Source organism: Pseudorhodoferax aquiterrae (assembly GCF_014652235.1).
In the GTDB taxonomy this organism is placed as follows: Bacteria; Pseudomonadota; Gammaproteobacteria; order Burkholderiales; family Burkholderiaceae_C; genus Pseudorhodoferax; species Pseudorhodoferax aquiterrae.
Window position 1 is genome coordinate 94,286 of record NZ_BMYK01000018.1, and the last position, 22,496, is coordinate 116,781.

The following is a 22,496-nucleotide window of genomic DNA, read 5'->3' on the forward strand; positions in this document are numbered from 1 at the left end:
CGGGCTCAGGCCGACGGCGGGACGTAGCCCTGGGCCACGTCGGCACCGGCACCGAAGAAGTGGTTCTCCATCTGGCGTGCGAGGTACTGGCGCGCACGCTGGTCGGCCATGTTCAGCTTGTTCTCGTTGATCAGCATGGTCTGCTGCTTGAGCCAGGCGGCCCAGGCTTCCTTGCTGACGTTCTGCCAGATGCGCTTGCCCAGTTCGCCCGGGTAGGGCGGCAGATCCAGGCCTTCGGCCTCGCGGCCGAGTTTGATGCAGTTCACCATGCGTGCCATGTCGATGTTCCTTGTGCAGGCCGTGGGCGGCCTTGTGGGATGCGGATTGCGGGCGCGGATTATCGGCCGCCCAGCAAGCCATCGACGATCAGGGCCCAATGCGCGGGCTCGACCGGCGTGATCGACAGCCGGCTGCCGCGCTGCAGCAGCACCATGCCAGCCAGACCCGGATGCGCGCGCAGCTCGGCCAGCGGCAGCAACCGGGTCTTGCGCAGCGCCTGCACATCGCGCAGCAGCCAGCGTGGCGCATCGGGCTTGGCCGCTGCATCGTGGTAGGGCGAGTCCGGATCGAACTGCGTGGGGTCGGGCCGGACCTCGGAGGCCACGCGTGCAATGCCGGCGATGCCGGGTTGCGGGCAGCTGGAGTGGTAGAACAGCACGCCGTCGCCGACCTGCATGGCGTCGCGCATGAAGTTGCGCGCCTGGTAGTTGCGCACGCCGATCCAGGGTACCGTCTGGTCGGGCGCGGCCAGCGCGTCGTCGATCGAGCATTCGTCGGGCTCGGATTTCATGAGCCAGTAATGGGGCGCGCGGGCGGTGGCTGCGTTCATGGCGGGGCGAGGGATGGCGGCTGCGCGAGCATGCCATAGCCAGCCGCGCTGTTCTCCTACAGGGCGTGACCGCGCGTGGTGGCACACTCCGCCCGCCGAAACGTTTCCTTGCCCGCTCCCACCCGCTCCATGACAGCGGACGCCCTCCCTCCCGATCTCACTGCCTGCGAGCTCGAACCGATCCGCTGGCCCGGTGCCATCCAGCCGCATGGCCGCATGCTGGTGCTGGACGCCCAGACGCTGCAGCCCGTGGCCGCCAGCGCGGGATGGCCTGCGCCCGAGCGTGCAGCGGTGCTCGCGGCGCTGGACCGCACGGCCTTGTCGGCGCTGCCGGCCACGGGCGCCGGCAGTTCGCCGATCGGCCTGGGCCGGCTGCAACTGCCTGGCGGGGTGGCGCAGGAGGTCTCTGCGCACCGCACGACGGCGCACGTGATCGTCGAATGCGAGGAAGCCGGCCCCGAGGATCCCGGCCCGGCGCCGATCTATGCGCTGGCCCGCAACTTCCTGCCGCGGCTGCAGCAAGCGCATGATCTGGCATCGCTGTGCCTGCTGGCGGCCGAAGAGATGCGCCGCCTCAGCGGCTTCGGCCGGGCCCTGGTCTACCGCTTCGACGAGGACGGCCATGGCGAGGTGCTGGCCGAGACGCTGGAGGCGGGCTACGACAGCTACCTCGGCCACCACTTTCCGGCTTCCGACATCCCGCGCCAGGCGCGCGCGCTGTACCTGCTCAACCACTTCCGGCTGATTCCCGATGCGCGCTATGCGCCGGTGCCGCTGGTGGGCCTGAACGGCGCTGCGGCGGCGCAGGTCGACCTGTCTCAGGCCTTCCTGCGCAGCGTCTCGCCCGTGCACCTGGAGTACATGCGCAACATGGGCACGCTGGCCTCGATGTCGGTGTCCATCGTCGTCGACGGCAAGCTCTGGGGCCTGGTGTCCTGCCACGACCATGCGCCGCGCACGCTGGCGCGCAACGTGCGCGCGGCCTGCGAGCATCTCGGCCAGCTGCTGTCGCTGCAGATCGGTGCGCTGCAGGCCGCCGAGGAGGCGGCCGAGCGGCTGGAACTGCGCCAGCTCACGCTCTCTCTCGTGGCCCAGCTGGCCGAAAGCGACGGCACGCTGAGCCGCCTGGTCCACAGCACGGGCTTGCAGCGGCTGGCATCCGCCAGCGGCGCTGCCGTGGTGCTGGACGATGCCGTCTGGACCGTCGGCGCAACGCCGCCGCCGGCCCAGATCGAGGCCCTGGCACGCTGGATCGTCGGGCGCGGCGAGGAGGTCTACGCCAGCGACGCGCTGGCCCGCGACTACCCGGGTGGCGCCGCGCTGCGCGAAACGGTGGCCGGTGTGCTCGCGGTGTCGATCTCCCAGGTCCACCGCCACGTCATCCTGTGGTTCCGCCCGGAGATCGTGCGCACGGTGCGCTGGGCCGGCAACCCGCGCAAGACCATCAACGAGGGCGGGCGCATCCATCCGCGCAAGAGCTTTCAGAGCTGGGTCGAGCACATCGGCGGGCGCTCCGCGCGCTGGCGCGCGTCCGAACTCGCGGCCGCGCGCGAACTGCGCGATGCGCTGATCGGCATCGTGCTGCGCCGGGCCCAGGAGATGGCCGACGCCGCCACGGCGCTGGGCCGGGTGAACAAGGAGCTGGAAGCCTTCTCCTACACCGTCTCGCACGACCTGCGCGCGCCCATGCGGCACATCGCCGGCTACGCCGACCTGGTGTTGGAGATGGACGGCAGCCAGGTCAGCGAGCGCGGCCGCCGCTACCTGGGCCATGTCAAGGAGGCGGCGGCCTTCGCCGGCCAGCTCGTCGACGCGCTGCTGGATTTCTCGCGCCTGGGCCGGGCCGCGCTCAAGCCGCGCAGCGTGGACACGGCGGCCATGGTGGCCGACCTGGTGCGCGAACTGCAACGCGACGAGCCCGGTCGCCGCGTGCACTGGGAGGTGGCGCCCGATCTGCCGCCGCTGTACGCCGACCCCTTTTTGCTGCAGGTGGCCACGCGCAATCTGCTGGCCAATGCCCAGAAGTACACGTGCCGCCAGGCCGCACCGCGCATCGTGGTGCGCGCCGTGGTGCGCGCGGACCGCGTCGGGCTGGAGGTCGAGGACAATGGCGTGGGGTTCGAAATGAAGTACGTCGACAAACTGTTCGGCGTGTTCCAGCGCTTGCACGCGGCCGAGGAATTCGAAGGCACCGGCATCGGACTGGCCAACGTCAAGCGCATCGTCGAACGCCATGGCGGCGAAGTCTGGGCCCGCGGCGTGCCGCAGCAGGGTGCGACGTTCGGATTCGTGCTGCCGCGCTCCCCCCACCATTGAAGAACAACATCCCCATGCTCAAGCCCATCCTGCTCGTCGAGGACGATACCCGAGACCTCGAACTCACTTTGCTGGCGCTGGAGCGCAGCCAACTGGCCAACGACGTCGTGGTGCTGCGTGACGGTGCCCAGGCGCTGTCCTACCTGCGCCGCGAGGACGCCCATGCCGACCGCAGCGAGGGCAACCCGGCCGTGATCCTGCTGGATCTGAAGCTGCCCAAGGTCAACGGCCTGGAGGTGCTGCAGGCCGTGCGCGCCGACCCGGGTCTGCGCAGCATCCCGGTGGTCATGCTGACCTCCTCGCAGCAGGAGACCGACGTGATCCGCAGCTACGAGCTGGGCGTCAACGCCTACGTGGTCAAGCCGGTGGAGTTCAAGCAGTTCGTGGCCGCCATCGCCGACCTGGGCATTTTCTGGGCCGTGCTGAACGAGCCGCCGCCCGGTTCGCTCAAGGCCAGCCGGCGCTACGAGCATGAGTGAACCACTCGCGCTGCTGCTGCTGGAGGATTCCGCCTTCGATGCGGAACTCGTGCAGGAGTGCGTGCAGGCCAGCCATCCCGGAGCGCGCTGCACGCTGGTACGCGACGAGGCGGGTTTCGTCCAGGCGCTGGCCACGCAGCGCTTCGACGCCGTGCTCTCCGATTTCCAGCTGCCCGGCTTCGGCGGCGACCAGGCCCTGGCGATCACACGGGCCAGGGCGCCGCAGCTGCCCGTCATCTTCGTCTCGGGCGTGATCGGCGAGGACAACGCGGTCGAGCTGCTCAAGCGCGGCGCCACCGACTACGTGAGCAAGGGCCGGTTGGAGCGGCTGCCGCTGGTGCTCGAGCGTGCCTTGCGCGAGGTGCGCGAGCGCGCCGCGCGCGATGCCGCCGAAGCGCGCCTGCGCGAGGCCGACAGCCTGTATGCCCGCATCGTGGAGTCGCTGCGCGACTACGCCGTGCTGCTGCTCGACGCCGAGCAACGCATCACGAGCTGGAACCGCGGCGCCCAGGCCATCTTCGGCTTCGAGCGCAGCGAGGCCGTGGGGCAGAACGCCACGCTGCTGCTGCCCGAGGGCGAGGACGCGCGCGAAGCCTGGCGGCGCGACCTGCGCCTGGCTGCCACCGCGCAGCGCGCTGCCACCCAGCGCTGGATGCGCCGGCGCGACGGCTCGCGCCTGTGGGCCGAGGGCGTGCTGATGCCGCTGCACGGCGAGGGCGGCGCCGTGGTCGGCTGGTGCAGCATCGCGCGCGACACCACGGCCGAGCACCTCGCCGCGCAGGCGCTGCGCGAAGCGAAGGAGCAGGCCGAGGCCGCGCGGCGGGAGGCCGAGCGCGCCAGCCAGGCCAAGGACCGTTTCATCGCCATGCTGTCGCACGAGCTGCGCGCGCCGCTGTCGGCCGTCTCGGCCGCCGTGCACCTGCTCGAGCGCCACGCCAGCGTGCCGGCGACGCACCAGGACCTGGTGCCGCTGGTGCGCCGCAACGTGGCCGTGGAGACGCGGCTCATCGACGACCTGCTGGACATCTCGGCCATCACCAGCGGCAAGCTCGGGATCAAGCCCGAGGTGGTCGACATGCACCTGGTGCTGCGCGAGGCGCTGGCCATGCTGGCCGAGGCGCTCGAAGAGCGCGGCATGCGCGTGGACCTGGCATTGGCGGACGGCGCTGCCTGGGTGTACGCCGACCCCGTGCGCATGCAGCAGGTCGTGGCCAACCTGGTGCGCAACGCCATCAAGTTCAGCGAACCCGGCGGCGCGGTGCACCTGCACACGGCGCTGGAGGCCGGCGAGTTCGTGTTTTCCTGCTGCGACCAGGGCATCGGCATCGCGCCCGACGCGCTGGAGCGCATCTTCACGGCCTTCGAGCAGGCCGACCGCGACACCGCACGCGAGCGCGGCGGCCTGGGCCTGGGCCTGGCCATCGCGCGCCATCTGGCGCTGGCCCATGGCGGCGTGCTGCTGGCCGAGAGCGCCGGCGTAGGCCAGGGCGCGCGCTTCACGCTGCGCCTGCCGCTGCGCGAAGGCGCCGTGCCGCCACCGCCGCCGCAGCAGCCCGCGGCCGAGCCGGTGCCGACCCGGCACGCGCGCGTGCTGATGGTGGAAGACCATCCCGGTGCGGCGATGGCGCTGCGCATGTGCCTGGAAGAGTACGGTTACGAGGTCGCGCATGCGGCCAGCGTGGCCGCGGCGCTGCAACTGGCCGAAGCCCAGGCCTTCGACATCGTGCTGACCGACCTGGGCCTGCCGGATGGCAGCGGCGTGGACATTGGGCGTGCGCTCGGCACGCGCCTGCCGGTGCTGGCGCTGAGCGGCTTCGGCGCCGAGAGCGACCTGCGCAGCACCGCCGCGGCCGGTTTCGCCGGCCACCTGGTCAAACCGGTCGACCCGCCGCAGGTGCACGCGGTGCTGCAAAAGCTGCTGGCCCGACCCGTGCCATGAAACCGGCGCTGCCGGACCTGAACCTGCTGCGCGTGTTCGATGCGATCTGGCGCTGCCGCAGCGTGACGGCGGCTGGCGCCGAGATCGGCCTGACCCAGGGCTCGATGAGCAATGCCCTGAACCGGCTGCGCCAGCACTTCGACGACCCCCTGTTCGTGCGGCTGCAGGGCCGCATGCAGCCCACGCCGCTGGCCGAGGGCCTGGCCGAGCCGGTGCAGCTGGCGCTGCGCCAGCTGGAGCAGGCGCTGGCGCAGCGCCGCGCCTTCGTGCCGGCCACGGCCGTGCAGGGCTTTCGCATCTGCATGACCGAGATCGCGCAGCGTGTGTTTCTGCCGCGGCTGGTGCAGCACCTCGCTAGCACGGCGCCGGGCGTGCAGCTGGCCACGGTGGACATGCCGCCTGCGCGTGCCCAGGCCGCGCTGGCGGCCGGCGAGATCGACCTGGCCATCGGCTACTTCGCCGCCTTCGGCGACAGCTTCTTCGCCCAGCGCCTGTTCGCCGAACACTATGTGGTGCTGGCGCGGGCCGGGCATCCCGGCATCGCCACGCGGCTCACGCGCGCCGCCTACCTGCAGGCGGCCCACATCTCCTACCGGCCGGCCGCGGCCAGCCACGAGCTGCTGGACGAAAGGCTGGACCGCGCCTTCGCCCGGGCCGGCGTGCGCCGGCGGGTGGGCCTGCAGGTGGCGCATTCCATGGGCCTGTCGGTCGTGGTGGCGCAGACCGACCTCATCGCCACCGTGCCGTCGCGGCTGGCGCTGAGCTTCGCCGACCAGCCGGGCCTGCGCGTGTTGCCGCTGCCGCTGGCCGTGCCGCCCATCGAGATCCGCCAGCACTGGCACCTGCGCAGCCACCAGGATCCGGCGCACCAGTGGCTGCGCACGCAGGTCGCCACGCTGTTCCAGGCCTGACCGGCATGCGCGGCATTCAGCGCTTCAATACCGCGCATTGACGGCACCGGCTTGTGCGGCGCGACGGGCGGCCTAGACTCGGCGGACCACCACGAGGGCGCCGCCAGAGCGCCGAGCGAGACAAGCCATGATCGATCTGCACGACATCCGCTACGTGCGCCTGGGCACGCGCGACCTGGAAGGCGCGGCGCGCTATGCGCACGACATCCTCGGCCTGGCCGAGGGGGGCCGCAGCGGCAACCCCAAGAACGGGCAGTCCGTCTACCTGCGCAGCGATGCGCGCGACCACACGCTGGTCTACTTCGACGGCGACCCGCGCGACCACACAGTGGGCTTCGACCTGCGCGCGGGCGTGGCGCTGGACGACGCCGCGGCCGAGCTGGAGCGCCTGGGCCATCCGGTGCACCGCGGCAGCGCCGAGGAGTGCGCGCAGCGCCGCGTCGACGCCTTCGTCTCGTTCCGCGACCCGAGCGGCAACCGCATCGACCTGCTTGCGCCCACGCCGCAGGCCGGCCGCCCTTTCACGCCCACGCGGCCCGTGGCCAACACCGGCTTCTCGCACGTGGGCCTGCGCAGCACCGACCCCGTGCGCGACGAAGCCTTCTGGACGCAGGTGCTGTCGGCCAAGGTCAGCGACCGCATCGGCCAGGCGCCGCTGCTGCGCATCGACGCCGTGCACCACAAGATCGCGCTGTTCCCGTCCAGCTTCGCCGGCGTGCAGCACGTCAACCACCAGGTCGCGTCCATCGACGACATCATGCAGTCCTGGTACTTCCTGCGCGAACGCGGTGTGCGCACCGTGTTCGGCCCGGGCCGGCACCCGACCTCGGGCGCCATGTTCCTGTACTTCGAAGGCCCGGACGGCATGGTCTACGAATACTCCAGCGGCGTGCGCCTGGTGACCGATCCCGACGAACAGCCGCGCCAGTTCCCGTTCGAGCCGGCCTCGTTCTGCATGTGGGGCGCGCGGCCGGACATCGCCGAATTCCGCAACTGACCGCGGGCCGCGCCGCGCGACCGGGCGGCCGCCGGGCCGCCCTGGCCTTGCCGCACAATCCGGCCCCATGTTGGAGACCAAGACACCTTCCGCGGCCCCCGTCCTGATCGCCGGCGGCGGCATCGGCGGCATGGCCATGGCGCTCACGCTGCACCAGATCGGCGTGCCCTGCGTGGTCTACGAGGCCGTGCCGGAGCTGCAACCGCTGGGCGTGGGCATCAACCTGCAGCCCAACGCCGTGCGCGAGCTGTACGACCTGGGGCTGGACGACCGCGTGCTCGACCGCATCGGCATCCAGGCGCGCGAATGGGCACTGGTCGGCCGCAACGGACGCGAAATCTATGCCGAGCCGCGCGGCCTGGCAGCCGGCTACCGCTGGCCGCAGTACTCGGTGCACCGCGGGGAGCTGCAGATGCTGCTGTACCGCACGGTGCTGGAGCGCCTGGGCCCCGGTGCCGTGCAACTGGGCCAGCGCGTGACGGGCTACCGCAATGGCGAGGAGGGCGTCACGGCGCAGATCGAGACGCGCGACGGCCAGCGGCGCGAAGCGCAGGGCGCCCTGCTGGTCGCCGCCGACGGCCTGCACTCGGCCGTGCGCGCACAGATGCACCCGCAGCAGCCGCCGATCCACTGGGGCGGCGCCATCATGTGGCGCGGCACCACCCCGGGCGTGCCGATCCGCACGGGCGCGTCCTTCGTCGGCCTGGGCAGCCTCAAGCACCGTGTGGTCTGCTACCCGATCTCCCAGCCCGACCCGGCCACGGGCCTGGCCACCATCAACTGGATCGCCGAGATCACGGTCGACAACTCCCAGGGCTGGACCCAGGGCGACTGGAACCGGCGTGTGGCGATCGACGAATTCATCCACCACTTCGCAGGCTGGGACTACGGCTGGATCGACGTGCCGGCCCTGCTGCGCGGCGCCAGCCAGGTGTACGAGTACCCCATGATCGACCGCGACCCGGTGCCGACCTGGGTCGATGGCCGGGTGGCCTTGCTGGGCGATGCCGCGCACGTGATGTACCCGGTGGGCTCCAACGGCGCCAGCCAGGCCATCGTGGACGCGCGCGTGCAGGGTGCAGCGCTGCAGGCGCAGGGCGTCGGCCCGGCCGCGCTGCGCGCCTACGACGACAGGCTCTGCGCCGACATCTCGGCCCTGGTGCTGCGCAACCGCGGCGCCGGCCCGTTCGGTCTGCTGGGCCTGGTGGACGAGCGCTGCGGCGGCGTCTTCGACGACATCGACCAGGTCGTTCCCAAGGCCGAGCGCGAAGCCTTCATGGCGCGCTACAAGGCGGCCGCAGGCTTTGCGATCGAGACGCTCAACGCGGCGCCGCCGACGGTGCGCGTCTAAGCGCCGAGCTTGTCGAGCGTCTTCGTGTCGAAGTCGCTCGCGTCGTGGCGCTCGCGCAGCTGGCTCTCGGGCTTGCCCTGCACGCGGTTGACCATGCGGCCGCGGCGCGCGGCCGGGCGCTGCGCGATCTCCTCGGTCCAGCGCTGCACGTGGGTGTACTCCTGCACCTGCAGGAAGGTGCCGGACTCGCCGTAGAGCTGGCCCTTGGCCAGCGCACCGTACCAGGGCCAGATCGCCATGTCGGCGATGGTGTAGTCGTCGCCGGCCACGAAGCGGCTTTCGGCCAGGCGCCGGTTCAGCACGTCGAGCTGGCGCTTGACCTCCATCGCGTAGCGGTCGATCGCGTACTCGATCTTGCTCGGCGCGTAGGCGTAAAAGTGGCCGAAGCCGCCGCCCAGGAAGGGCGCGCTGCCCATCTGCCAGAACAGCCAGGACAGGCATTCGGCGCGCGCCGCGCCGCCGCTGGGCACGAAGGCGCCGAACTTCTCCGCCAGGTACAACAGGATGGCGCCGGACTCGAACACGCGCACGGGCTCCGTGCCACTGCGGTCCACCAGCGCCGGGATCTTGGAGTTGGGGTTGACGGCCACGAAGCCGCTGCCGAACTGGTCGCCCTCGCCGATGTTGATGAGCCAGGCGTCGTACTCGGCCCCCGCGTGGCCCAGCGCCAGCAGCTCCTCCAGCATCACCGTGACCTTGACGCCGTTCGGCGTGCCCAGCGAGTACAGCTGCAGCGGATGCCTGCCGACCGGCAGTTCTTTGTCGTGCGTGGGGCCGGCCACGGGACGGTTGATGTTGGCGAAGCGGCCGCCGCTGGCCTTGTTCCAGGTCCAGACGGCGGGCGGAGTGTAGGTGGTGTCGTCGTTGGGCATCGGGCCAGTCTAGCGAGATCGGCCTGGTGGCGCAGGGCCGGTCTGCGCGGCCCCGGCCTCCAGCAGGTATTGCGTGACCTCGTCGGAAAAGCGCGCGCGCCGGCCTTGGAACAGCACGCCGTCCGGGTCCTGGGGATCGGGCTGCGCGCCGGGCATGCCGTGCGCGACCAGGGCCTGGGCGCAGCCCAGCCAGTCGCCCGCGCCGTCCTCGGGCTGGTTGCACGAGGCCCACTGCAGCGTGCCGCAGCAGTTGTCGCCGTAGCCGTGGCGCTCGGTCCATTGCGCGCCATGGTCGAGCAGCAGGCGCGCCATGGCCGCGTCGCCGCGGAACACGGCCTGGTTCAGCGCCGAGGCGTCCCAGTCGCCGCCGCGCACGGCGACAGGCCAGCCCAGGCGCAGCATGCACTGCACGGCTGGCCGCAGGCCCTGGGCCGCGAGTTCAGGCAGCAGGCGCAGCTGTCCGGCGGGCAGTTCCGCGGGCCAGCCGGGCTGCTGCAGCTGCCGTGCCGCGGCCTCGTCGCCACGCGCGCAGGCCGCCAGGAAGCGCTCCAGCGGCGCAGCCGGTGCGGGCAGGCCGGCGGCGATGAGCAGCGCCGCGACCTCGGGCAGGCCGTAGCGCAGCGCGAGCGTGGCCGCATCCGTGCCGTCCGGCATGCGCACCTGCGGGTCGGCGCCCGCCTGCAGCAGCGCCTGCACATGGGCGGCCGAGCGGCGCCGGCGGATCGCCCAGAGCAGTGGCCGGCCCCAGGTGGCCGTCGGCTCGCCGGGTGCGGGCTCGTTGGGGTCGGCGCCATGCGCCAGCAGCAGGCGCAGCTGGGGCAGGGCGTCGAGGTCGAGCACGCGGTACAGCGCGTTGCTGCCCGTCACGCGCGCCCCGGCCCGCAGCAGCAGCCCGGTGCATTCCACGCTCTCGAGCGCGTGGTAGAGCGATTCGCCGTCGTTCGGATCGGCGCCCGCGGCCAGCAGCAGGCGCGTGAGTTCCGGGTCGCGGTTCTGGCCGGCGGCGCCGTACAGCGCGGAAAGCCGTTCGGTGGTCGACGGCGCCTGCAGCGAGGCCGGCGGCCAGCGGTTGCCCACGGACTGGTTCGCATCGGCCCCGGCGTCCAGCAGCAGTTGCGCGCAGCCCAGCAGGCCGGGCCGGTAGGCGGGCAACTGCCACAGGCTGGAATGGGCCACGGCGAACAGCGGCGGCAGTTGCAGCGCGCCGCCGGGCCGGTGCAGCCAGGCCGGGTCGCGTGCGAGGGCGGCACGCAGCTGCGCTGCGTCGCCTGTGGCGCAGGCCATGGACAGGTCGTCACCCGCCAGTGCGGGCTGCTCGGCCAGCAGGCGCGCGGCCACGCGCGGCTGGGCGCGGCCGGTGCCGCCCGCCACGTCGCCGGCGTAGGCCAGCTGCAGCCAGCGCAGGCGCGCGCGGGCCGGGTCGGCGATGGCCTCGGCATGGGCCAGGCGTGCGGCCACGAAGCCCATGAGTTCGGACCAGGAGACGAAGCCGTGCTCGCGCGCGATGCAGGACTGCGCGTCGTGCAGGCGCGGTTCCATGGCCGCGATGGCGGCATCGCTGGCGCCGTGGGCTGCAGGCAGGGTGCTGCGCATGCGGGCGAAGGCCTCGGCCTCGCCGGCGCGCAGGGCGGCCAGCAGCTGCTTGGCCTGCTTCTTCAGGTGGGCGGCATCGGGCCGCGGGGGGATGCGCTTCAAGGAAACCTCCGTGCGTGGTGAGCCGGGGGCCCGCAGCATCGGCCGCACAAAGGTGGGGAAAGACCGCAGGCGCACGCGCAGGCGCGTGCGTGGGGCAAGTGGGTTCAACCCTTCCCGCGGGTCCGGGCGCGGCTTGCTCCGCGGCCGGCATGGTAGCTCACCGGCGGCCCAGCAGGGCGCGCATCTCGGGGACCGTGAGCGCTCCCTGGCCCGGCAGCGCGGCGGGCCGCGGGAGGCCGGCCAGCACGGGGAACTGCCCGTCGGGCTGGGCCACCTCGTACAGCTGCGCGATGGCCTGCTGCACGGCGCGCAGCGGCGCATCCTGGCCGTTCTTCAACGGCCCGCGCAGCGCCTGGCGCAGCAGGCGTTCGGCCAGCTCCAGGCTGTCGGCGAAGTAGGGCAGGCCGCGCTGCTGCAGGCTGGCCAGCGCGGCCACGCACGCGGCCTGCGGCGCGGATTCGCCGAAGGGCTTCTTCTTGCCCGCGGCCAGCGCATGGCGCAGCGCGGCAGCCCAGAGCACGGCCGCATCGGGCAGCGCGGGCACACGCTGCAGCAGGCTGCGCGGGAAGGCCTGCAGCTGGTCGGCGTGGCCGGTGCTGGCCTGCAGCAGCAGGCCGGCCGTGAGCGCGACCTGGCCGTTGGGCGCGTCCTGTGCGGCGGCGCGCAGGCGCTCGGGGTCGATGCGTTCGGCGGCCTTGCGCGGGCTGCCGAGTTCGGCCTCGCGCAGCAGTTGCCAGACGTACTGGTAGTGCGGGTTGTGCGCGGACGGCCCCAGGCGCGCCTGCAGCTTGAGCAGGCGTGGCGGCTCGCCGGGCAAGGCCGGGCCGAACTGCAGCGACAGGCGGATCGGCACCGGGCCGTTCGCATCGGTCGGCAAGGCCACGGCGAGCCGCTCGCGCTGCACGTACTGCGCGCCCTCGAACACCAGCAGCACGCCGCCCGCACGGGCGGGCAGTTCCAGGTCGACCTGCACCTGGCTGCTCGGGTCGTCGCGCTCGACCGCCTGCAGCACCAGGCCTCCGCCGAGCGGCTGCCCATCGTCCAGGCCGAAGGCGCGCACGCCTTCGCGCCACAGGTGCGAGGCGTACTCGTGGCCCATGCGGCGGTGGATCTCGCCGAAGTCCTGCACCAGCAATTCGAAGGCGATCGCGTCGTGCACGGCGAGCGCGGGGTCGAAGCGTTCGGCGCTCGCGCGCAGCGCCTCGGCGAGCGCGTCGGGGCGCGGGCGTGCCGCGCCCACGCGCGGCAGGCCGCCCGGCACGGGCACGGGCGGCGGCGGCACGGGGCCGGCCAGCAGCTCGGTCACGACCAGCGCATCGTCGCCTTCCACACGCGGCCGCACGGCCTGCTCCAGCTGTCCCTGGCTGGCCGCCCTGAGCAGCGCGTTGACGTCGTTGCGCACGGCCGTCACGAGCTCGCGGAACTCCAGCTGCGCATCGCCGCCGCCGGCACCACGCACGGCGTTGAGCACGGCCTGGCCGAACAGCGTGTGCGGCTGCCCGGGCACCTGGTAGGCCTGCGTGCCGGGCGAGGTGGCGGCCAGCGAGGCGGCCGTGCGCGGCACCTGGGTGCCCGCCTGCAGCAGCGGAAAGCAGGTGTTGGCCGTGGCCCCGCGCGACGCCAGCGGCGAGAACTCGTTGCGGCAGGCATCGATCAGCGCGAGGTGCTCGGCCACGGGGCTTTGCTCCATCCAGTCCTGCAGCTCGCGCGTGCTGATGCAGTTCTGCAGCTGCGGCGCGCCGGGGTCCGGGTCCAGGTAGTCGCTGGGCAGCAGTAGCGCGCGCCAGTTCGATTGCACGCCGTGACCGCTGAAGAAGAACAGGGTGCGGCTCTGGCGCGCCGCGGCCGGTGCGCTGGGCACCTGGCCGGTCCAGCGCTGGATGGCCTTGACCAACGTGGCATGGTCGGCCGGTGCGTAGTGCACGAGGCCGCGTGCGTCCAGGCCCGCCTTCTCCTCGGCCGTGGGCGACAGCAGCAGCTGGCACCAGACCAGCGGCAGGCCTTCGTGCCGGAAGTCGGCGCGCAGCCAGTCGAACAGGCTGGCTGCGGTGTTGGCCGAGGCGCCCAGCTGGCCCAGGCCGAAGGCGTCGGGCGCGGGGGCGCTGCCACCTTCCAGGTGCGGGTAGGCGCTGACGCCGGCCAGCAGCGCGTACAGGCCCGGCATGCCGGCCTGCCATTGCGGGTCACGCCACAGGCCGGGCGTGTTGGCGACGGGTTCCAGGGCCATGGCGTCTCCTAGCCGTAGCGGGGCGGGGGCGGGGGTGGGCCGGTCAGCGCGGCGGGGGCGGCACGGCCGGCGGCCTGGGCCCATTCGCGCGGGGGCTGCAGCTGCAGCGTGAGCAGGCAGCGCGCGCCGTTGGCCATGAGCGCGAGTTCGTAGTGCGCAGCAGGCGGGGCGATCGGATACGCCGCGCCCTCGGCACCGCCCAGCGCGGTGAGCTGGAAGTCGGGCGGCAGCACGATGCGCGCGGCGCGTCCGTGGGCGCGGTCGTGCAGTTCCACCGTGGCGCCGGGCCCGTCCTCTTCGTCCTGCCAGAAGCCCAGCCACAAGGCCTCGCGCGCACCGCAAGGCACCAGCAGCTGCTCGCCGTTGCGGTGCAGCGGCGCCACGCCCCAGCTGCGCAGCCGCGCGCCGGGCCGCCAGTGGGCCAGCCCGATGCGGTGCACGCGCATGCGCAGGCCCTCGAAGGCCAGCAGCTCAGGCGTAGAGCTTGCGGATGGTGGCGGCATCGCCGGCCGACAGCTTCCACGAGGGCATGAAGCTCTTGCCGTTGGTGGTCCAGTGGGCCGGGATCGTGTAGATCATGACCGAGGCGCTGTCGAAGTCGGTCGTGATGGTGGTGGACGCGTCGAACTTGGCGAACACGTTGTGCGCGATGGTCGCGTCGTCCCAGAAGTTGGGCGCGCCGCCCAGGTCGGCCTTGACCGCGGCCTTGTCCCATTCCACCCGCGCGCCGGGGTGGTTGTGTTCGTGCAGCAGGCCCAGGGCGTGGCCGAATTCGTGGATCACCACGCTGGAGAAGTCCTGCTCGGGCGTGTCCAGCGCGGCCCAGCCCAGGTTCATCGTGGCCTGCGAACTGCGGATGCCCTGCGCGTCCGTGCCCACGTAGGACCAGGAGCCGGCGGCAGGGTCGAAGCTGATGCGGATGTCGCCCGCCTCGTTGGGCCGGGCCGGCTCCAGCTTGAGGTGGACGCCGTCCAGCATCCAGGCCTGCGCGGTCTTCAGCGTGCGTTCGTGCAGCGCGGCGCCGCCCTGCAGGAAGCGCACCTTCAGCACCTTGTCGCGTGGCCAGAGCTTGTTCCTGGCCGCCACGCCCATGGGCGTGAGCTGCATGGGGTTGCCCGCCACGCGCTGGCCGCCATCGATGTCGACGGCCGTGCAGATCCATTGCTTGCGTTCTTCGCTCATCGTGGGCTCCTTGCACGGCCAAGCGGCCGTGCTGTGGATTGTGCGGCGCCCACCGGCGAACGCAATCCTCAGACCGGTGGAGGATCGCCTTGCCGCAGCCGCATCACGCGCAGCATGTGGGCATCGCGCTGCTGCGCCATGGCCTCGGTGCTGCGGCCGGCGGCGGCGTCCTGCATCTGCGCGATGAGCCTGGCGCGTGTGTCTGCGTCCAGCGTCGGCTGGCCGAGGTCGGCCCACCAGCTTTCCACGGCCGGGCCCAGGCGTTCCAGGAAGGCTTCCATGCCGCGCGGGCCGCCCGAGAGGTGGAAGACCGCGTGCGGGCCGCAGACCGTCCAGCGCGCGCCCAGGCCCTCGGTCACGGCGCGGTCCACGTCGGCCACCGTGGCGTAGCCGCCGGCGACCAGGTGCACGGCCTCGCGCCACAGCGCGGCCTGCAGCCGGTTCACGAGGTGGCCCGTGGCCTCGCGCTGCAGGCGCACGGTCTGCTTGCCCAGCGCGCGGTAGAAGGCCTCGGCCCGGTCCATGGCCTCGGCGCTGGTGGCCCGGCCGCCGACCAGCTCCACGAGCGGCATCAGGTAGGCCGGGTTGCAGGGGTGGGCGATCAAGAGGCGCTCCGGGTGCGCCAGGCCTTGCTGCAGCAGCGTGGGCATGAGGCCGGAGGAGCTGGACATCAGCAGCGCGTCCAACGGCGCGGCGGCCTCCACGGCGCGGTAGGCGGCGCGCTTGAGCTCGAGCTGCTCCGGCAGGGCTTCCTGGATGGCGCCCACGCCCTCGACGGCCTCTTCGATGCGGGCGCACAGGCGCGGCAGCGTGGGCTGCGCGTGCAGCAGGCCCAGCGCCTGCATGGCGGGGCGGGCGCGCGCGAGCATGTCGTCCAGGCGCTGCTGTGCGTCGGGCGCGGGGTCGGCCACGCGCACGTCGCGGCCAGCCAGCGCGAAGAAGGCCGCCCAGGCGGCGCCGATGACGCCCGCGCCGAGCACGGCGATGGGGCTTGGGTCGGTGGTGGTCAAACTTCGGGATCTCCGTGCGAAAGGTGGTCCCACATGCGTTCGAAGATGCGGCCCGCGCGGGTGGCGCGTCGCGTCGCTTCGTCGGCCGTGAGTTCGGCGGGCTGGCCGCCCGCGGCGGCGCAGTCCAGTTCGATGCGGGCAGCGTCTTCCAGGTACCAGGTCAGCACCACGGCGTCGGGCAGGCTGGGGCCGGCCACGACCACGCCGTTGCCGCGCATGACGATGGCGGGTGCCGCGCCCATCTGCGCCACCAGGGCCTCGGCCTGGGCGTCCGAACGCAGCAGCTGCACGTCGTCCCAAAGCGGCGTGCCGGGATGGAAGTAGCTGCCCATGCCGTGCAGCACGCGCGGCGTGCGCCGCAGCGTGGACAGCGACATGGCCTTGGGCGGCATGGCGCGCACCACGCCGCCGATGTCGGGGCGGCGCCGGTAGATTTCGCGGTGGATGCGCACCTCGCCCAACAGGTCGGCGGGGAAGTCGCCGGCCAGCGGCACGACCGTGCCCGGCACGCCGAAGCCGATGGTGCCGGGCGGCTGGCTGGCGCAGACCAGGAAGTGGTCGGCGTCGAGCCGCATGCTGCAGTGGCCGTAGGCGTGCAGCAGGCCGTGCCGGGCCAGCGCGCGGCCGGCGCGGCGCACCAGCAGTTGGGCGGACTCGAGGGCGTCGGGTTCCATGGTGTTTTCCTTCGGAAGAGTCGTCCAGTGCGACATGTGTTCTTGCAGGGTCAGAACCGGGCTCGCGTGCAGAGGTTCCGAAGGCCGCGGAGCAGGCCATGCCAGCGCACCTGCGGAACTGGTTCTGCCAGGCCGCCGGGTGCGCCCCTCGAGGGGTATTGGATGGCTACACGCAGTGCGCCGGACAAACGGGGTGGGCTCATGTCTAGCGGATGGCGCGCAGGCGCCGGCGGATGAACTGGCTGGCGATGAACAGGTCGCGCTCCACGGCCAGGCGCACGCCGACTGGGTCGTGGCGCGCCAGTGCGGCAAGCGTGGCCTCGTGCGCGTCCTTCAGCGCCACGGCGGCCTCGGGCACCTCGAACAGCCGGTTGGACACCGGCCCGGCCTTGAGCCACAGCGTCTCGATGAGGTCGAACAGCAGCGGCGAGCCGGCTGCGCGGTACAACCGCACCTGGAAGTCCTCGTTGGCGGCCAGGTAGCCGGCGCCATCGCCCTGGGCCAGCGCCTCGCGCATGCGCACGCCCAGCGCCACGAGCGCGGCGCGGCCGGGCTCGTCGATGCGCAGCGCGCCGCGTTCCGCGGCCTCGCCTTCGAGCAGCATGCGCATCTGCACGAGGTCGTCGAATTCGGCCGGCGAGAGCTTGGGCACGACCACGCCGGCATTGGGCACGTTGCGCAGCGCGCCTTCGGCCGCCAGCCGCTGCAGCGCCGCGCGCACTGGCATCAGGCCGCAGCCCAGCCGCTCGGCCAACTCGCGGATCTTGAGCCGCTCGCCGGGCTGGAAGCGGCCGACCGTGACCCATTGGCGCAGCTGCGCGTAGATGGTGTCCTGCTGGGTGGCTGAAGCGGCCGGTTCAGGGGGCATCGTCAGGTGGAGGTGAGTTCGGCCAGCACGGCGTCGAAGGCCTGGACCAGGCGTTCGACGTCGGCCGCCGTGGTCTCGGGGCAGACCAGCATCATGTTGTGGAAGGGCGTGATCAGCACGCCGCGGTTGAGCAGTGCCAGGTGCAGCAGGTGCTCGAGCGCGTCGTCCATGGCGGCGGCGGCCTCGCTGCCGTTGCGCGGCGGCCGGGCGCAGAACTGGAACTCGGCACGCGCGCCGACCTGGCTTACGCACCAGGGCAGGCCATGCCGTGCGATGGCGCCGCGCAGGCCGTCGGCGAGCTGGCCGGCCAGGGCCAGCATGGGTTGGTAGACCGCCTCGGTCATCAGCGTGGACAGCGTGGCGCGCATGGCGGCCATGGCCAGCAGGTTGGCCGTGAGCGTGGTGCCGATGCCCGAGTGGCCGGGCGGTGCGGCGCGCTTGGCCGCCTCGCAGCGCGCCGCCAGTTCGGCCGTGAAACCATAGGCCGCGCAGGGCATGCCGCCGCCCAGGGGCTTGCCCAGCACCAATGCGTCGGGCGCCAGGCCTTCGGCGCGCGCATAGCCGCCCGGGCCGCTGCTGATGGTGTGGGTCTCGTCCAGCACCAGCAGGCTGCCGTGGCGGCGGATGAGTTCGGCCGCGGCCGGCCAGAAGCCGGGCTCGGGCAGCACCATGCCGATGTTGGTCATCACCGGCTCGGCCAGCACGCAGGCCACGTCGCCGGGCGCGAGCGCGGCCTCCAGCGCGGCGAGGTCGTTGAACTCGACCACGCGCGTGGTCTGCGTGAGATCGTGCACCTGGCCCAGCAGGCTGGGACGCTGCACGGGCTGGCCGGCCACGAGGTCGACGAACACGTCGTCCACGGTGCCGTGGTAGCAGCCGTTGAACACCAGCAGCACGCGGCGCTGCGTCACCGCGCGCAGCCAGCGCAGCAGGAAGCGGTTGGCGTCGGTGGCCGTCATCGCGAACTGCCAGCGCGGCAGCCCGAAGCGCGCGGCCAGCAGCTCGCCGACGGCGCTGGCGTCCTCGCTGGCCAGCATGGTCGTCAGGCCGCGGGCGGCCTGGGCCTGCAGGGCGGCGACCACGGGGGCCGGGGAATGGCCGAACATGGCGCCGGTGTCGCCCAGGCAGAAGTCCACGAGACGGTGGCCGTCCACGTCGGTCAGCTGCGCGCCGCGGGCTTCGGCCACGTGCAGCGCGAACGGCGTGCCCCAGTCGCTCATCCAGTGCAGCGGCACGCCGAACAGCAGGTGCTCGGCGTTGCGTGCGGACAGCGCGGCGCTGCGCGGGCGCGCGGCGGCGAAGCGCGCGCGCTCGCGGGCCGTCAGTTTGGCGATGCGGTTGGCGGAAATGGCGGTGCTTGGCATGCGGATGCAGGACGGGTGGATGGTACTTTTGATCATAAGCACGCATTTGGCCCTATAGCGCTAATGGTACATGCGCCATTGTGATCAAGCGAGTCAAATGCCCAGGTGCCCCTGGACGGTGGCGCGGTCGGCCTGCAGCGCAGCGCTGTCGCCCTGCCAGACGATGCGGCCTTTTTCCAGCACCACATGCTGGTCCGCCAGCTCCATGAGCGCGCCGAGGTTCTTGTCCACCACCAGCATGGCCATGCCGGTGGCGCGCAGCGCGCCCAGCACACGCCAGATCTCGGCGCGCACCAGCGGCGCCAGGCCTTCGGTGGCCTCGTCCAGGATCAGCAGCCGGGGGTTGGTCATGAGGGCGCGGCCGATGGCCAGCATCTGTTGCTCGCCGCCCGAGAGCTGGTTGCCCAGGTTGCCGGCGCGCTCGGCCAGGCGCGGAAAGAAGTCGTAGACGCGCTGCAAGGTGAAGGGCTGCGCCGCGCCATGCCGGTTGGCGGCCGTGGCGAGGAGGTTCTCCTGCACCGTGAGCGTGGGAAAGACCTGGCGGCCTTCGGGCACCCAGCCCAGCCCCAGGCGCGCGGTCTCGAAGGCGGCCATGCGCGTGGTGTCGCGCCCGGCGAACTGCACGCTGCCGGCCTGCTTGGGCACGAGGCCCATCACGCTCTTGAGCGTGGTGGTCTTGCCCATGCCGTTCTTGCCCAGCAGCGTGACGATGCGGCCGTCGCCGACCGTGAGGTCGATGCCGTGCAACACGCGGCTGGCGCCGTAGCCGGCCTGCAGGCCTTCGATGCGGAGCAGGGCGGTCATCCGTGGTCGTCTCCGAGGTAGGCGCTGCGCACCGCCGGATCGGCCTGCACTTCGGCCGGCGTGCCGCAGGCGATGGCGCGGCCGTAGACCAGCACGCTCACGCGGTCGGCGAGGCTGAACACGGCCTGCATGTCGTGCTCCACGAGCAGCATGGTGTAGCGGCCCTTGAGGCCTTGCAACAGGTCGACCATGCGGGCCGACTCGCCCTGGCTCATGCCGGCCAGCGGCTCGTCGAGCAGCAAGAGGCGCGGCTGCATGGCCAGCGCCATGGCCAGCTCGAGCTGGCGGTGCTCGCCATGGGCCAGGGCCATCACGTCGTCGTGCGCGCGCTCGGCCAGGCCGGCCTGGGCCAGGGCCTGCAGCGCCGGCGCGGTCAGCGCGCGCTGGCGGTGTACGGGCGTCCACGCGCCGAAGGAATGGCCGCTGCGCGCCTGCACCACGAGCATCACGTTCTCCAGCACCGAGAAACCGTGCAGCAGCTGCGTGATCTGGTAGCTGCGCGCGATGCCGGCCAGTGCGCGCTGCGGCACCGGCCAGCGCGTGATGTCCTGGCCGTCGTAGAGCACGCGGCCGGCGTCGGGCAGCAGCTCGCCGGTCAACTGGCCCATCACGGTGGTCTTGCCGGCGCCGTTGGGGCCGATCAGCGCATGGGTCTCGCCCGCGGCCAGGGACAGTTCCAGCCGGTCGGTGGCGGTCAGGCCGCCGAAGCGCTTGACCAGGCCTTGCACCTGCAGCAGCGGCGTGCTCATGCGCGCTTCTCCCACTGCGTGACCACGCCCCAGATGCCGCGGCGCGACACCAGCGCAACCAGCAGGATCAGCGGCCCCAGGATCGCCATCCAGTGCTGCGTCCAGCCCGACAGCGCCTCTTCGAGCACCAGCAGCACCACGGCGCCGACCAGCGGCCCCATGACCGTGCCCATGCCGCCCAGCACCACGATCAGGATCAGCTCGCCCGAGGCCTGCCAGGACAGGTAGGAGGGCGAGGCGAAGGCCGTGAGGTTGCCCTGCAGCACCCCGGCCAGCGTGCAGACCAGGGCGGACAGCACATAGGCCGTGAGCTGGTAGCGCAGCCGCGGATGGCCGGCCGCGAGCATGCGCCGTCCATTGGCATGGAAGCCGCGCAGCACCATGCCGAAGCGGCTGTGCACGGCGCGCCAGACCAGCAGCATCACGGCGAACAGCACGGCCAGCGCGAGGTAGTACAGCGTCACCTTGCCGTCCAGCGTGGGCAGCGGCGCGAGCTGGCTGCGGGTGTCCAGCGGCAGGCCATCGTCGCCGCCGTATTGCTTGAGGCTCACGGCGAGGAAATAGAACATCTGGCCGAAGGCCAGCGTGATCATGATGAAGCCGATGCCGCGCGTGCGCAGCGACACCAGGCCGGTGACCGCCGCCACGCCGGCCGCCAGCGCGAGCGCGATGGCCAGCTGCGCCCAGCCGTTCGTGAGGCCGTGGAAGGCGGCGATGCCCACCACGTAGGCGCCCAGGCCCACGTACAGCGCATGGCCCAGGCTGACCATGCCGCCGTAGCCCAAGACCAGGTTGAGCCCGCTGGCGGCGATGGCGAACACCACGATGCGTGTGGCAAAGCCCAGATAGAAGCTGGAGCCGGCCCACTGTGCGAACAAGGGCACGAGCAGCATCAGCAGGAAGATGGTGCAGGCCAGTAAGGCGCGTGGCGAACGCCACGACAGAGATTCAGGGAACATTTCGTCGTACCTGCAACAGGATCCGGCGCAGGCGTGGTGCGTGGGCCGAGGCCACCGGGTGGCCTCTTCCGCGAATGTCCCCCGCCAGGGCCGCAGGCGGCCCAGGCTCCTCCTTTATTTCGCTGCAGAGGCCACCCGGTACCCTCGTCCCAGGACACGTCGCGTCGTGCCGGCCGATTAAGCGTGAGGCGTCCAGACCGCGACGATGGTGTGTTCTCCGCAGCGAAATCAAGGAGGAGCCCCGGGCCGCCTGCGGCCCGGGGCGGGGGACATTCGCGGAGGAGAGCACACCGTCGGCGCGGTCTCGCACCACCGAAAACGGGTATCTCATCGCCGCACCGGAAACAGCCCCGCCGGCTTGACCGCCAGGATCAATGCCATGAACAAATAGATCAGCATGGAGGCCAGCGCCGGACCGGCCGCGTCGGCCACGCTGCGCTCGAAGAACTGCCGCGTGATCTGCGGCATGTAGGCCCGGCCCATGGTGTCGACCAGGCCGACCAGCAGCGCCGCGTAGAAGGCGCCGCGGATGGAGCCGATGCCACCGATCACGATGACCACGAGCGCGAGGATCAGCACGTTGTCGCCCATGCCCGACTGCACCGAGACGATGGGGCCGACCAGCCAGCCGGCCAGCGCCGCCAGCCCCGCGCCGACCGCGAATAGCAGCGTGTTGAGCAGCCGCGCGTTGACTCCCAGCGCGGCCACGGTGTCGGGGTGCGTGGAGCTGGCGCGCACCAGCATGCCCACGCGCGTGCGGTGGATCAGCAGATGGATGCCGGCCGCCACCAGCAGCCCGGCCACGATGATCATGAGCCTGTAGGCCGGGTAGCTGAAGTCGCCGAGCTGCAGCGAGCCATTGAGCCACGCGGGCTGCGCCGTGAACACGGGCTGCGCGCCCCAGACCATGCGCACCGTCTCGTTGAAGAACATGATGAGGCCCAGCGTGGCCAGCACCTGGTCCAGGTGGTCGCGCGTGTAGAGCCGGCGCAGCGCCAGCCGCTCGATCGCGAAGGCCAGCAACATGGCGCCACCGATGCCGGCCAGGCCAGCGAGCAGGAAGGAATCCGTGCGCGCGAGCGCGGCCGCCGCGAAGTAGGCGCCCAGCATGTAGAACGAGCCGTGCGCGAGGTTGATGAAGTTCATGATGCCGAACACCAGCGTGAGGCCGGCCGACAGCAGGAACAGCAGCATCCCGAGCTGCACCCCGTTCAGCAGCTGGGAGAAGAACAGGCTCCAGATCAAGACGGACCCATCTCAGTTGTCCATT

Annotated in this window: 21 protein-coding genes; 6 read left to right on the forward strand and 15 right to left on the reverse strand. The window is 72.1% G+C overall.

Annotation, left to right across the window (positions count from 1 at the left end; all coding sequences use genetic code 11):
- Nucleotides 1-5 precede the first annotated feature (5 nt).
- Nucleotides 6-278, reverse strand: coding sequence for an oxidative damage protection protein (locus IE209_RS22870; protein ID WP_189689218.1), 273 nt, complete (start codon nucleotides 276-278; stop codon nucleotides 6-8).
- Nucleotides 279-337: 59 nt separating this feature from the next.
- Nucleotides 338-829, reverse strand: coding sequence for an EVE domain-containing protein (locus IE209_RS22875; protein WP_189689219.1), 492 nt, complete (start codon nucleotides 827-829; stop codon nucleotides 338-340).
- A gap of 129 nt (nucleotides 830-958) precedes the next feature.
- On the opposite strand from IE209_RS22875, the gene IE209_RS22880 reads away from it, so the two are divergent.
- The 6 genes from IE209_RS22880 to IE209_RS22905 all read left to right on the forward strand — a co-directional run bounded on the left by IE209_RS22880 (nucleotide 959) and on the right by IE209_RS22905 (nucleotide 8,822).
- Nucleotides 959-3,145 (forward strand): ATP-binding protein, encoded by a 2,187-nt coding sequence (locus IE209_RS22880; protein ID WP_189689220.1) that lies wholly within the window; start codon nucleotides 959-961, stop codon nucleotides 3,143-3,145.
- Nucleotides 3,146-3,159: 14 nt separating this feature from the next.
- A complete protein-coding gene (locus IE209_RS22885; RefSeq protein ID WP_189689221.1) occupies nucleotides 3,160-3,624 on the forward strand; it encodes a response regulator in 465 nt (154 codons plus the stop codon).
- On the forward strand, nucleotides 3,617-5,563 hold the full coding sequence (locus tag IE209_RS22890) for a response regulator (protein WP_189689222.1): 1,947 nt from the start codon (nucleotides 3,617-3,619) through the stop codon (nucleotides 5,561-5,563). Before IE209_RS22885 ends, IE209_RS22890 begins: the two co-directional genes overlap by 8 nt.
- Nucleotides 5,560-6,474, forward strand: coding sequence for a LysR family transcriptional regulator (locus tag IE209_RS22895; RefSeq protein ID WP_189689223.1), 915 nt, complete (start codon nucleotides 5,560-5,562; stop codon nucleotides 6,472-6,474). Before IE209_RS22890 ends, IE209_RS22895 begins: the two co-directional genes overlap by 4 nt.
- A 127-nt stretch (nucleotides 6,475-6,601) precedes the next feature.
- Entirely contained in the window at nucleotides 6,602-7,471 is an 870-nt protein-coding gene (locus tag IE209_RS22900) for a VOC family protein (RefSeq protein WP_189689224.1), read from the forward strand.
- Nucleotides 7,472-7,538: 67 nt separating this feature from the next.
- Nucleotides 7,539-8,822: a flavin-dependent oxidoreductase gene (locus tag IE209_RS22905; RefSeq protein ID WP_189689225.1), complete on the forward strand. Its 1,284-nt coding sequence runs from the start codon at nucleotides 7,539-7,541 to the stop codon at nucleotides 8,820-8,822.
- On the opposite strand, the gene yghU is transcribed toward IE209_RS22905, so the two are convergent.
- From yghU to IE209_RS22970, 13 genes are all read right to left on the reverse strand, one after another.
- Nucleotides 8,819-9,694, reverse strand: coding sequence for a glutathione-dependent disulfide-bond oxidoreductase (yghU, locus tag IE209_RS22910; protein WP_189689226.1), 876 nt, complete (start codon nucleotides 9,692-9,694; stop codon nucleotides 8,819-8,821). The two genes, IE209_RS22905 and yghU, sit on opposite strands and share 4 nt — an antisense overlap.
- A gap of 9 nt (nucleotides 9,695-9,703) precedes the next feature.
- Nucleotides 9,704-11,389 (reverse strand): ankyrin repeat domain-containing protein, encoded by a 1,686-nt coding sequence (locus IE209_RS22915; protein WP_189689227.1) that lies wholly within the window; start codon nucleotides 11,387-11,389, stop codon nucleotides 9,704-9,706.
- Nucleotides 11,390-11,546: 157 nt separating this feature from the next.
- Nucleotides 11,547-13,616 carry a caspase family protein gene (locus tag IE209_RS22920; protein WP_189689228.1) on the reverse strand — a complete coding sequence of 690 codons (2,070 nt, stop codon included), beginning with the start codon at nucleotides 13,614-13,616 and terminating at the stop codon, nucleotides 11,547-11,549.
- 8 nt (nucleotides 13,617-13,624) lie between these two features.
- The gene (locus IE209_RS22925) at nucleotides 13,625-14,119 is read right to left on the reverse strand and encodes a hypothetical protein (RefSeq protein ID WP_189689229.1); all 495 of its coding nucleotides are present in this window, start codon (nucleotides 14,117-14,119) and stop codon (nucleotides 13,625-13,627) included.
- The gene (locus IE209_RS22930) at nucleotides 14,088-14,798 is read right to left on the reverse strand and encodes a M12 family metallopeptidase (RefSeq protein ID WP_189689230.1); all 711 of its coding nucleotides are present in this window, start codon (nucleotides 14,796-14,798) and stop codon (nucleotides 14,088-14,090) included. Before IE209_RS22930 ends, IE209_RS22925 begins: the two co-directional genes overlap by 32 nt.
- A gap of 68 nt (nucleotides 14,799-14,866) precedes the next feature.
- The gene (locus IE209_RS22935) at nucleotides 14,867-15,808 is read right to left on the reverse strand and encodes a 3-hydroxyacyl-CoA dehydrogenase NAD-binding domain-containing protein (protein WP_189689231.1); all 942 of its coding nucleotides are present in this window, start codon (nucleotides 15,806-15,808) and stop codon (nucleotides 14,867-14,869) included.
- Nucleotides 15,805-16,482, reverse strand: a complete 678-nt coding sequence (locus IE209_RS22940; protein WP_189689232.1) for a class II aldolase/adducin family protein — start codon at nucleotides 16,480-16,482, stop codon at nucleotides 15,805-15,807. The genes IE209_RS22935 and IE209_RS22940 overlap by 4 nt, the downstream gene beginning before the upstream one ends.
- A gap of 205 nt (nucleotides 16,483-16,687) precedes the next feature.
- Nucleotides 16,688-17,350: a GntR family transcriptional regulator gene (locus tag IE209_RS22945; RefSeq protein WP_189689233.1), complete on the reverse strand. Its 663-nt coding sequence runs from the start codon at nucleotides 17,348-17,350 to the stop codon at nucleotides 16,688-16,690.
- 2 nt (nucleotides 17,351-17,352) lie between these two features.
- Complete coding sequence (locus IE209_RS22950) at nucleotides 17,353-18,714, reverse strand: aspartate aminotransferase family protein (RefSeq protein WP_189689234.1); 1,362 nt, start codon at nucleotides 18,712-18,714, stop codon at nucleotides 17,353-17,355.
- 93 nt (nucleotides 18,715-18,807) lie between these two features.
- Nucleotides 18,808-19,518 carry an ABC transporter ATP-binding protein gene (locus IE209_RS22955; RefSeq protein ID WP_189689235.1) on the reverse strand — a complete coding sequence of 237 codons (711 nt, stop codon included), beginning with the start codon at nucleotides 19,516-19,518 and terminating at the stop codon, nucleotides 18,808-18,810.
- The gene (locus tag IE209_RS22960) at nucleotides 19,515-20,267 is read right to left on the reverse strand and encodes an ABC transporter ATP-binding protein (protein ID WP_189689236.1); all 753 of its coding nucleotides are present in this window, start codon (nucleotides 20,265-20,267) and stop codon (nucleotides 19,515-19,517) included. The genes IE209_RS22955 and IE209_RS22960 overlap by 4 nt, the downstream gene beginning before the upstream one ends.
- Nucleotides 20,264-21,226: a branched-chain amino acid ABC transporter permease gene (locus tag IE209_RS22965; protein WP_189689237.1), complete on the reverse strand. Its 963-nt coding sequence runs from the start codon at nucleotides 21,224-21,226 to the stop codon at nucleotides 20,264-20,266. Before IE209_RS22965 ends, IE209_RS22960 begins: the two co-directional genes overlap by 4 nt.
- 327 nt (nucleotides 21,227-21,553) lie before the next feature.
- Complete coding sequence (locus IE209_RS22970; protein WP_189689238.1) at nucleotides 21,554-22,471, reverse strand: branched-chain amino acid ABC transporter permease; 918 nt, start codon at nucleotides 22,469-22,471, stop codon at nucleotides 21,554-21,556.
- Between the last annotated feature and the right edge of the window lie 25 nt (nucleotides 22,472-22,496).

What these genes read in the sequence shown, in the direction of transcription:
- IE209_RS22925 (WP_189689229.1), bottom strand. Translation starts at nt 14,119, where the DNA reads ATGCCGCCACCATCCGCAAGCTCTACGCCTGAGCTGCTGGCCTTCGAG.
- IE209_RS22960 (WP_189689236.1), bottom strand. Translation starts at nt 20,267, where the DNA reads ATGAGCACGCCGCTGCTGCAGGTGCAAGGCCTGGTCAAGCGCTTCGGC.
- IE209_RS22900 (WP_189689224.1), top strand. Translation starts at nt 6,602, where the DNA reads ATGATCGATCTGCACGACATCCGCTACGTGCGCCTGGGCACGCGCGAC.
- IE209_RS22950 (WP_189689234.1), bottom strand. Translation starts at nt 18,714, where the DNA reads ATGCCAAGCACCGCCATTTCCGCCAACCGCATCGCCAAACTGACGGCC.
- IE209_RS22890 (WP_189689222.1), top strand. Translation starts at nt 3,617, where the DNA reads ATGAGTGAACCACTCGCGCTGCTGCTGCTGGAGGATTCCGCCTTCGAT.
- IE209_RS22880 (WP_189689220.1), top strand. Translation starts at nt 959, where the DNA reads ATGACAGCGGACGCCCTCCCTCCCGATCTCACTGCCTGCGAGCTCGAA.
- yghU (WP_189689226.1), bottom strand. Translation starts at nt 9,694, where the DNA reads ATGCCCAACGACGACACCACCTACACTCCGCCCGCCGTCTGGACCTGG.
- IE209_RS22870 (WP_189689218.1), bottom strand. Translation starts at nt 278, where the DNA reads ATGGCACGCATGGTGAACTGCATCAAACTCGGCCGCGAGGCCGAAGGC.
- IE209_RS22930 (WP_189689230.1), bottom strand. Translation starts at nt 14,798, where the DNA reads ATGAGCGAAGAACGCAAGCAATGGATCTGCACGGCCGTCGACATCGAT.
- IE209_RS22920 (WP_189689228.1), bottom strand. Translation starts at nt 13,616, where the DNA reads ATGGCCCTGGAACCCGTCGCCAACACGCCCGGCCTGTGGCGTGACCCG.
- IE209_RS22945 (WP_189689233.1), bottom strand. Translation starts at nt 17,350, where the DNA reads ATGCCCCCTGAACCGGCCGCTTCAGCCACCCAGCAGGACACCATCTAC.
- IE209_RS22885 (WP_189689221.1), top strand. Translation starts at nt 3,160, where the DNA reads ATGCTCAAGCCCATCCTGCTCGTCGAGGACGATACCCGAGACCTCGAA.
- IE209_RS22895 (WP_189689223.1), top strand. Translation starts at nt 5,560, where the DNA reads ATGAAACCGGCGCTGCCGGACCTGAACCTGCTGCGCGTGTTCGATGCG.
- IE209_RS22875 (WP_189689219.1), bottom strand. Translation starts at nt 829, where the DNA reads ATGAACGCAGCCACCGCCCGCGCGCCCCATTACTGGCTCATGAAATCC.
- IE209_RS22905 (WP_189689225.1), top strand. Translation starts at nt 7,539, where the DNA reads ATGTTGGAGACCAAGACACCTTCCGCGGCCCCCGTCCTGATCGCCGGC.
- IE209_RS22940 (WP_189689232.1), bottom strand. Translation starts at nt 16,482, where the DNA reads ATGGAACCCGACGCCCTCGAGTCCGCCCAACTGCTGGTGCGCCGCGCC.
- IE209_RS22965 (WP_189689237.1), bottom strand. Translation starts at nt 21,226, where the DNA reads ATGTTCCCTGAATCTCTGTCGTGGCGTTCGCCACGCGCCTTACTGGCC.
- IE209_RS22955 (WP_189689235.1), bottom strand. Translation starts at nt 19,518, where the DNA reads ATGACCGCCCTGCTCCGCATCGAAGGCCTGCAGGCCGGCTACGGCGCC.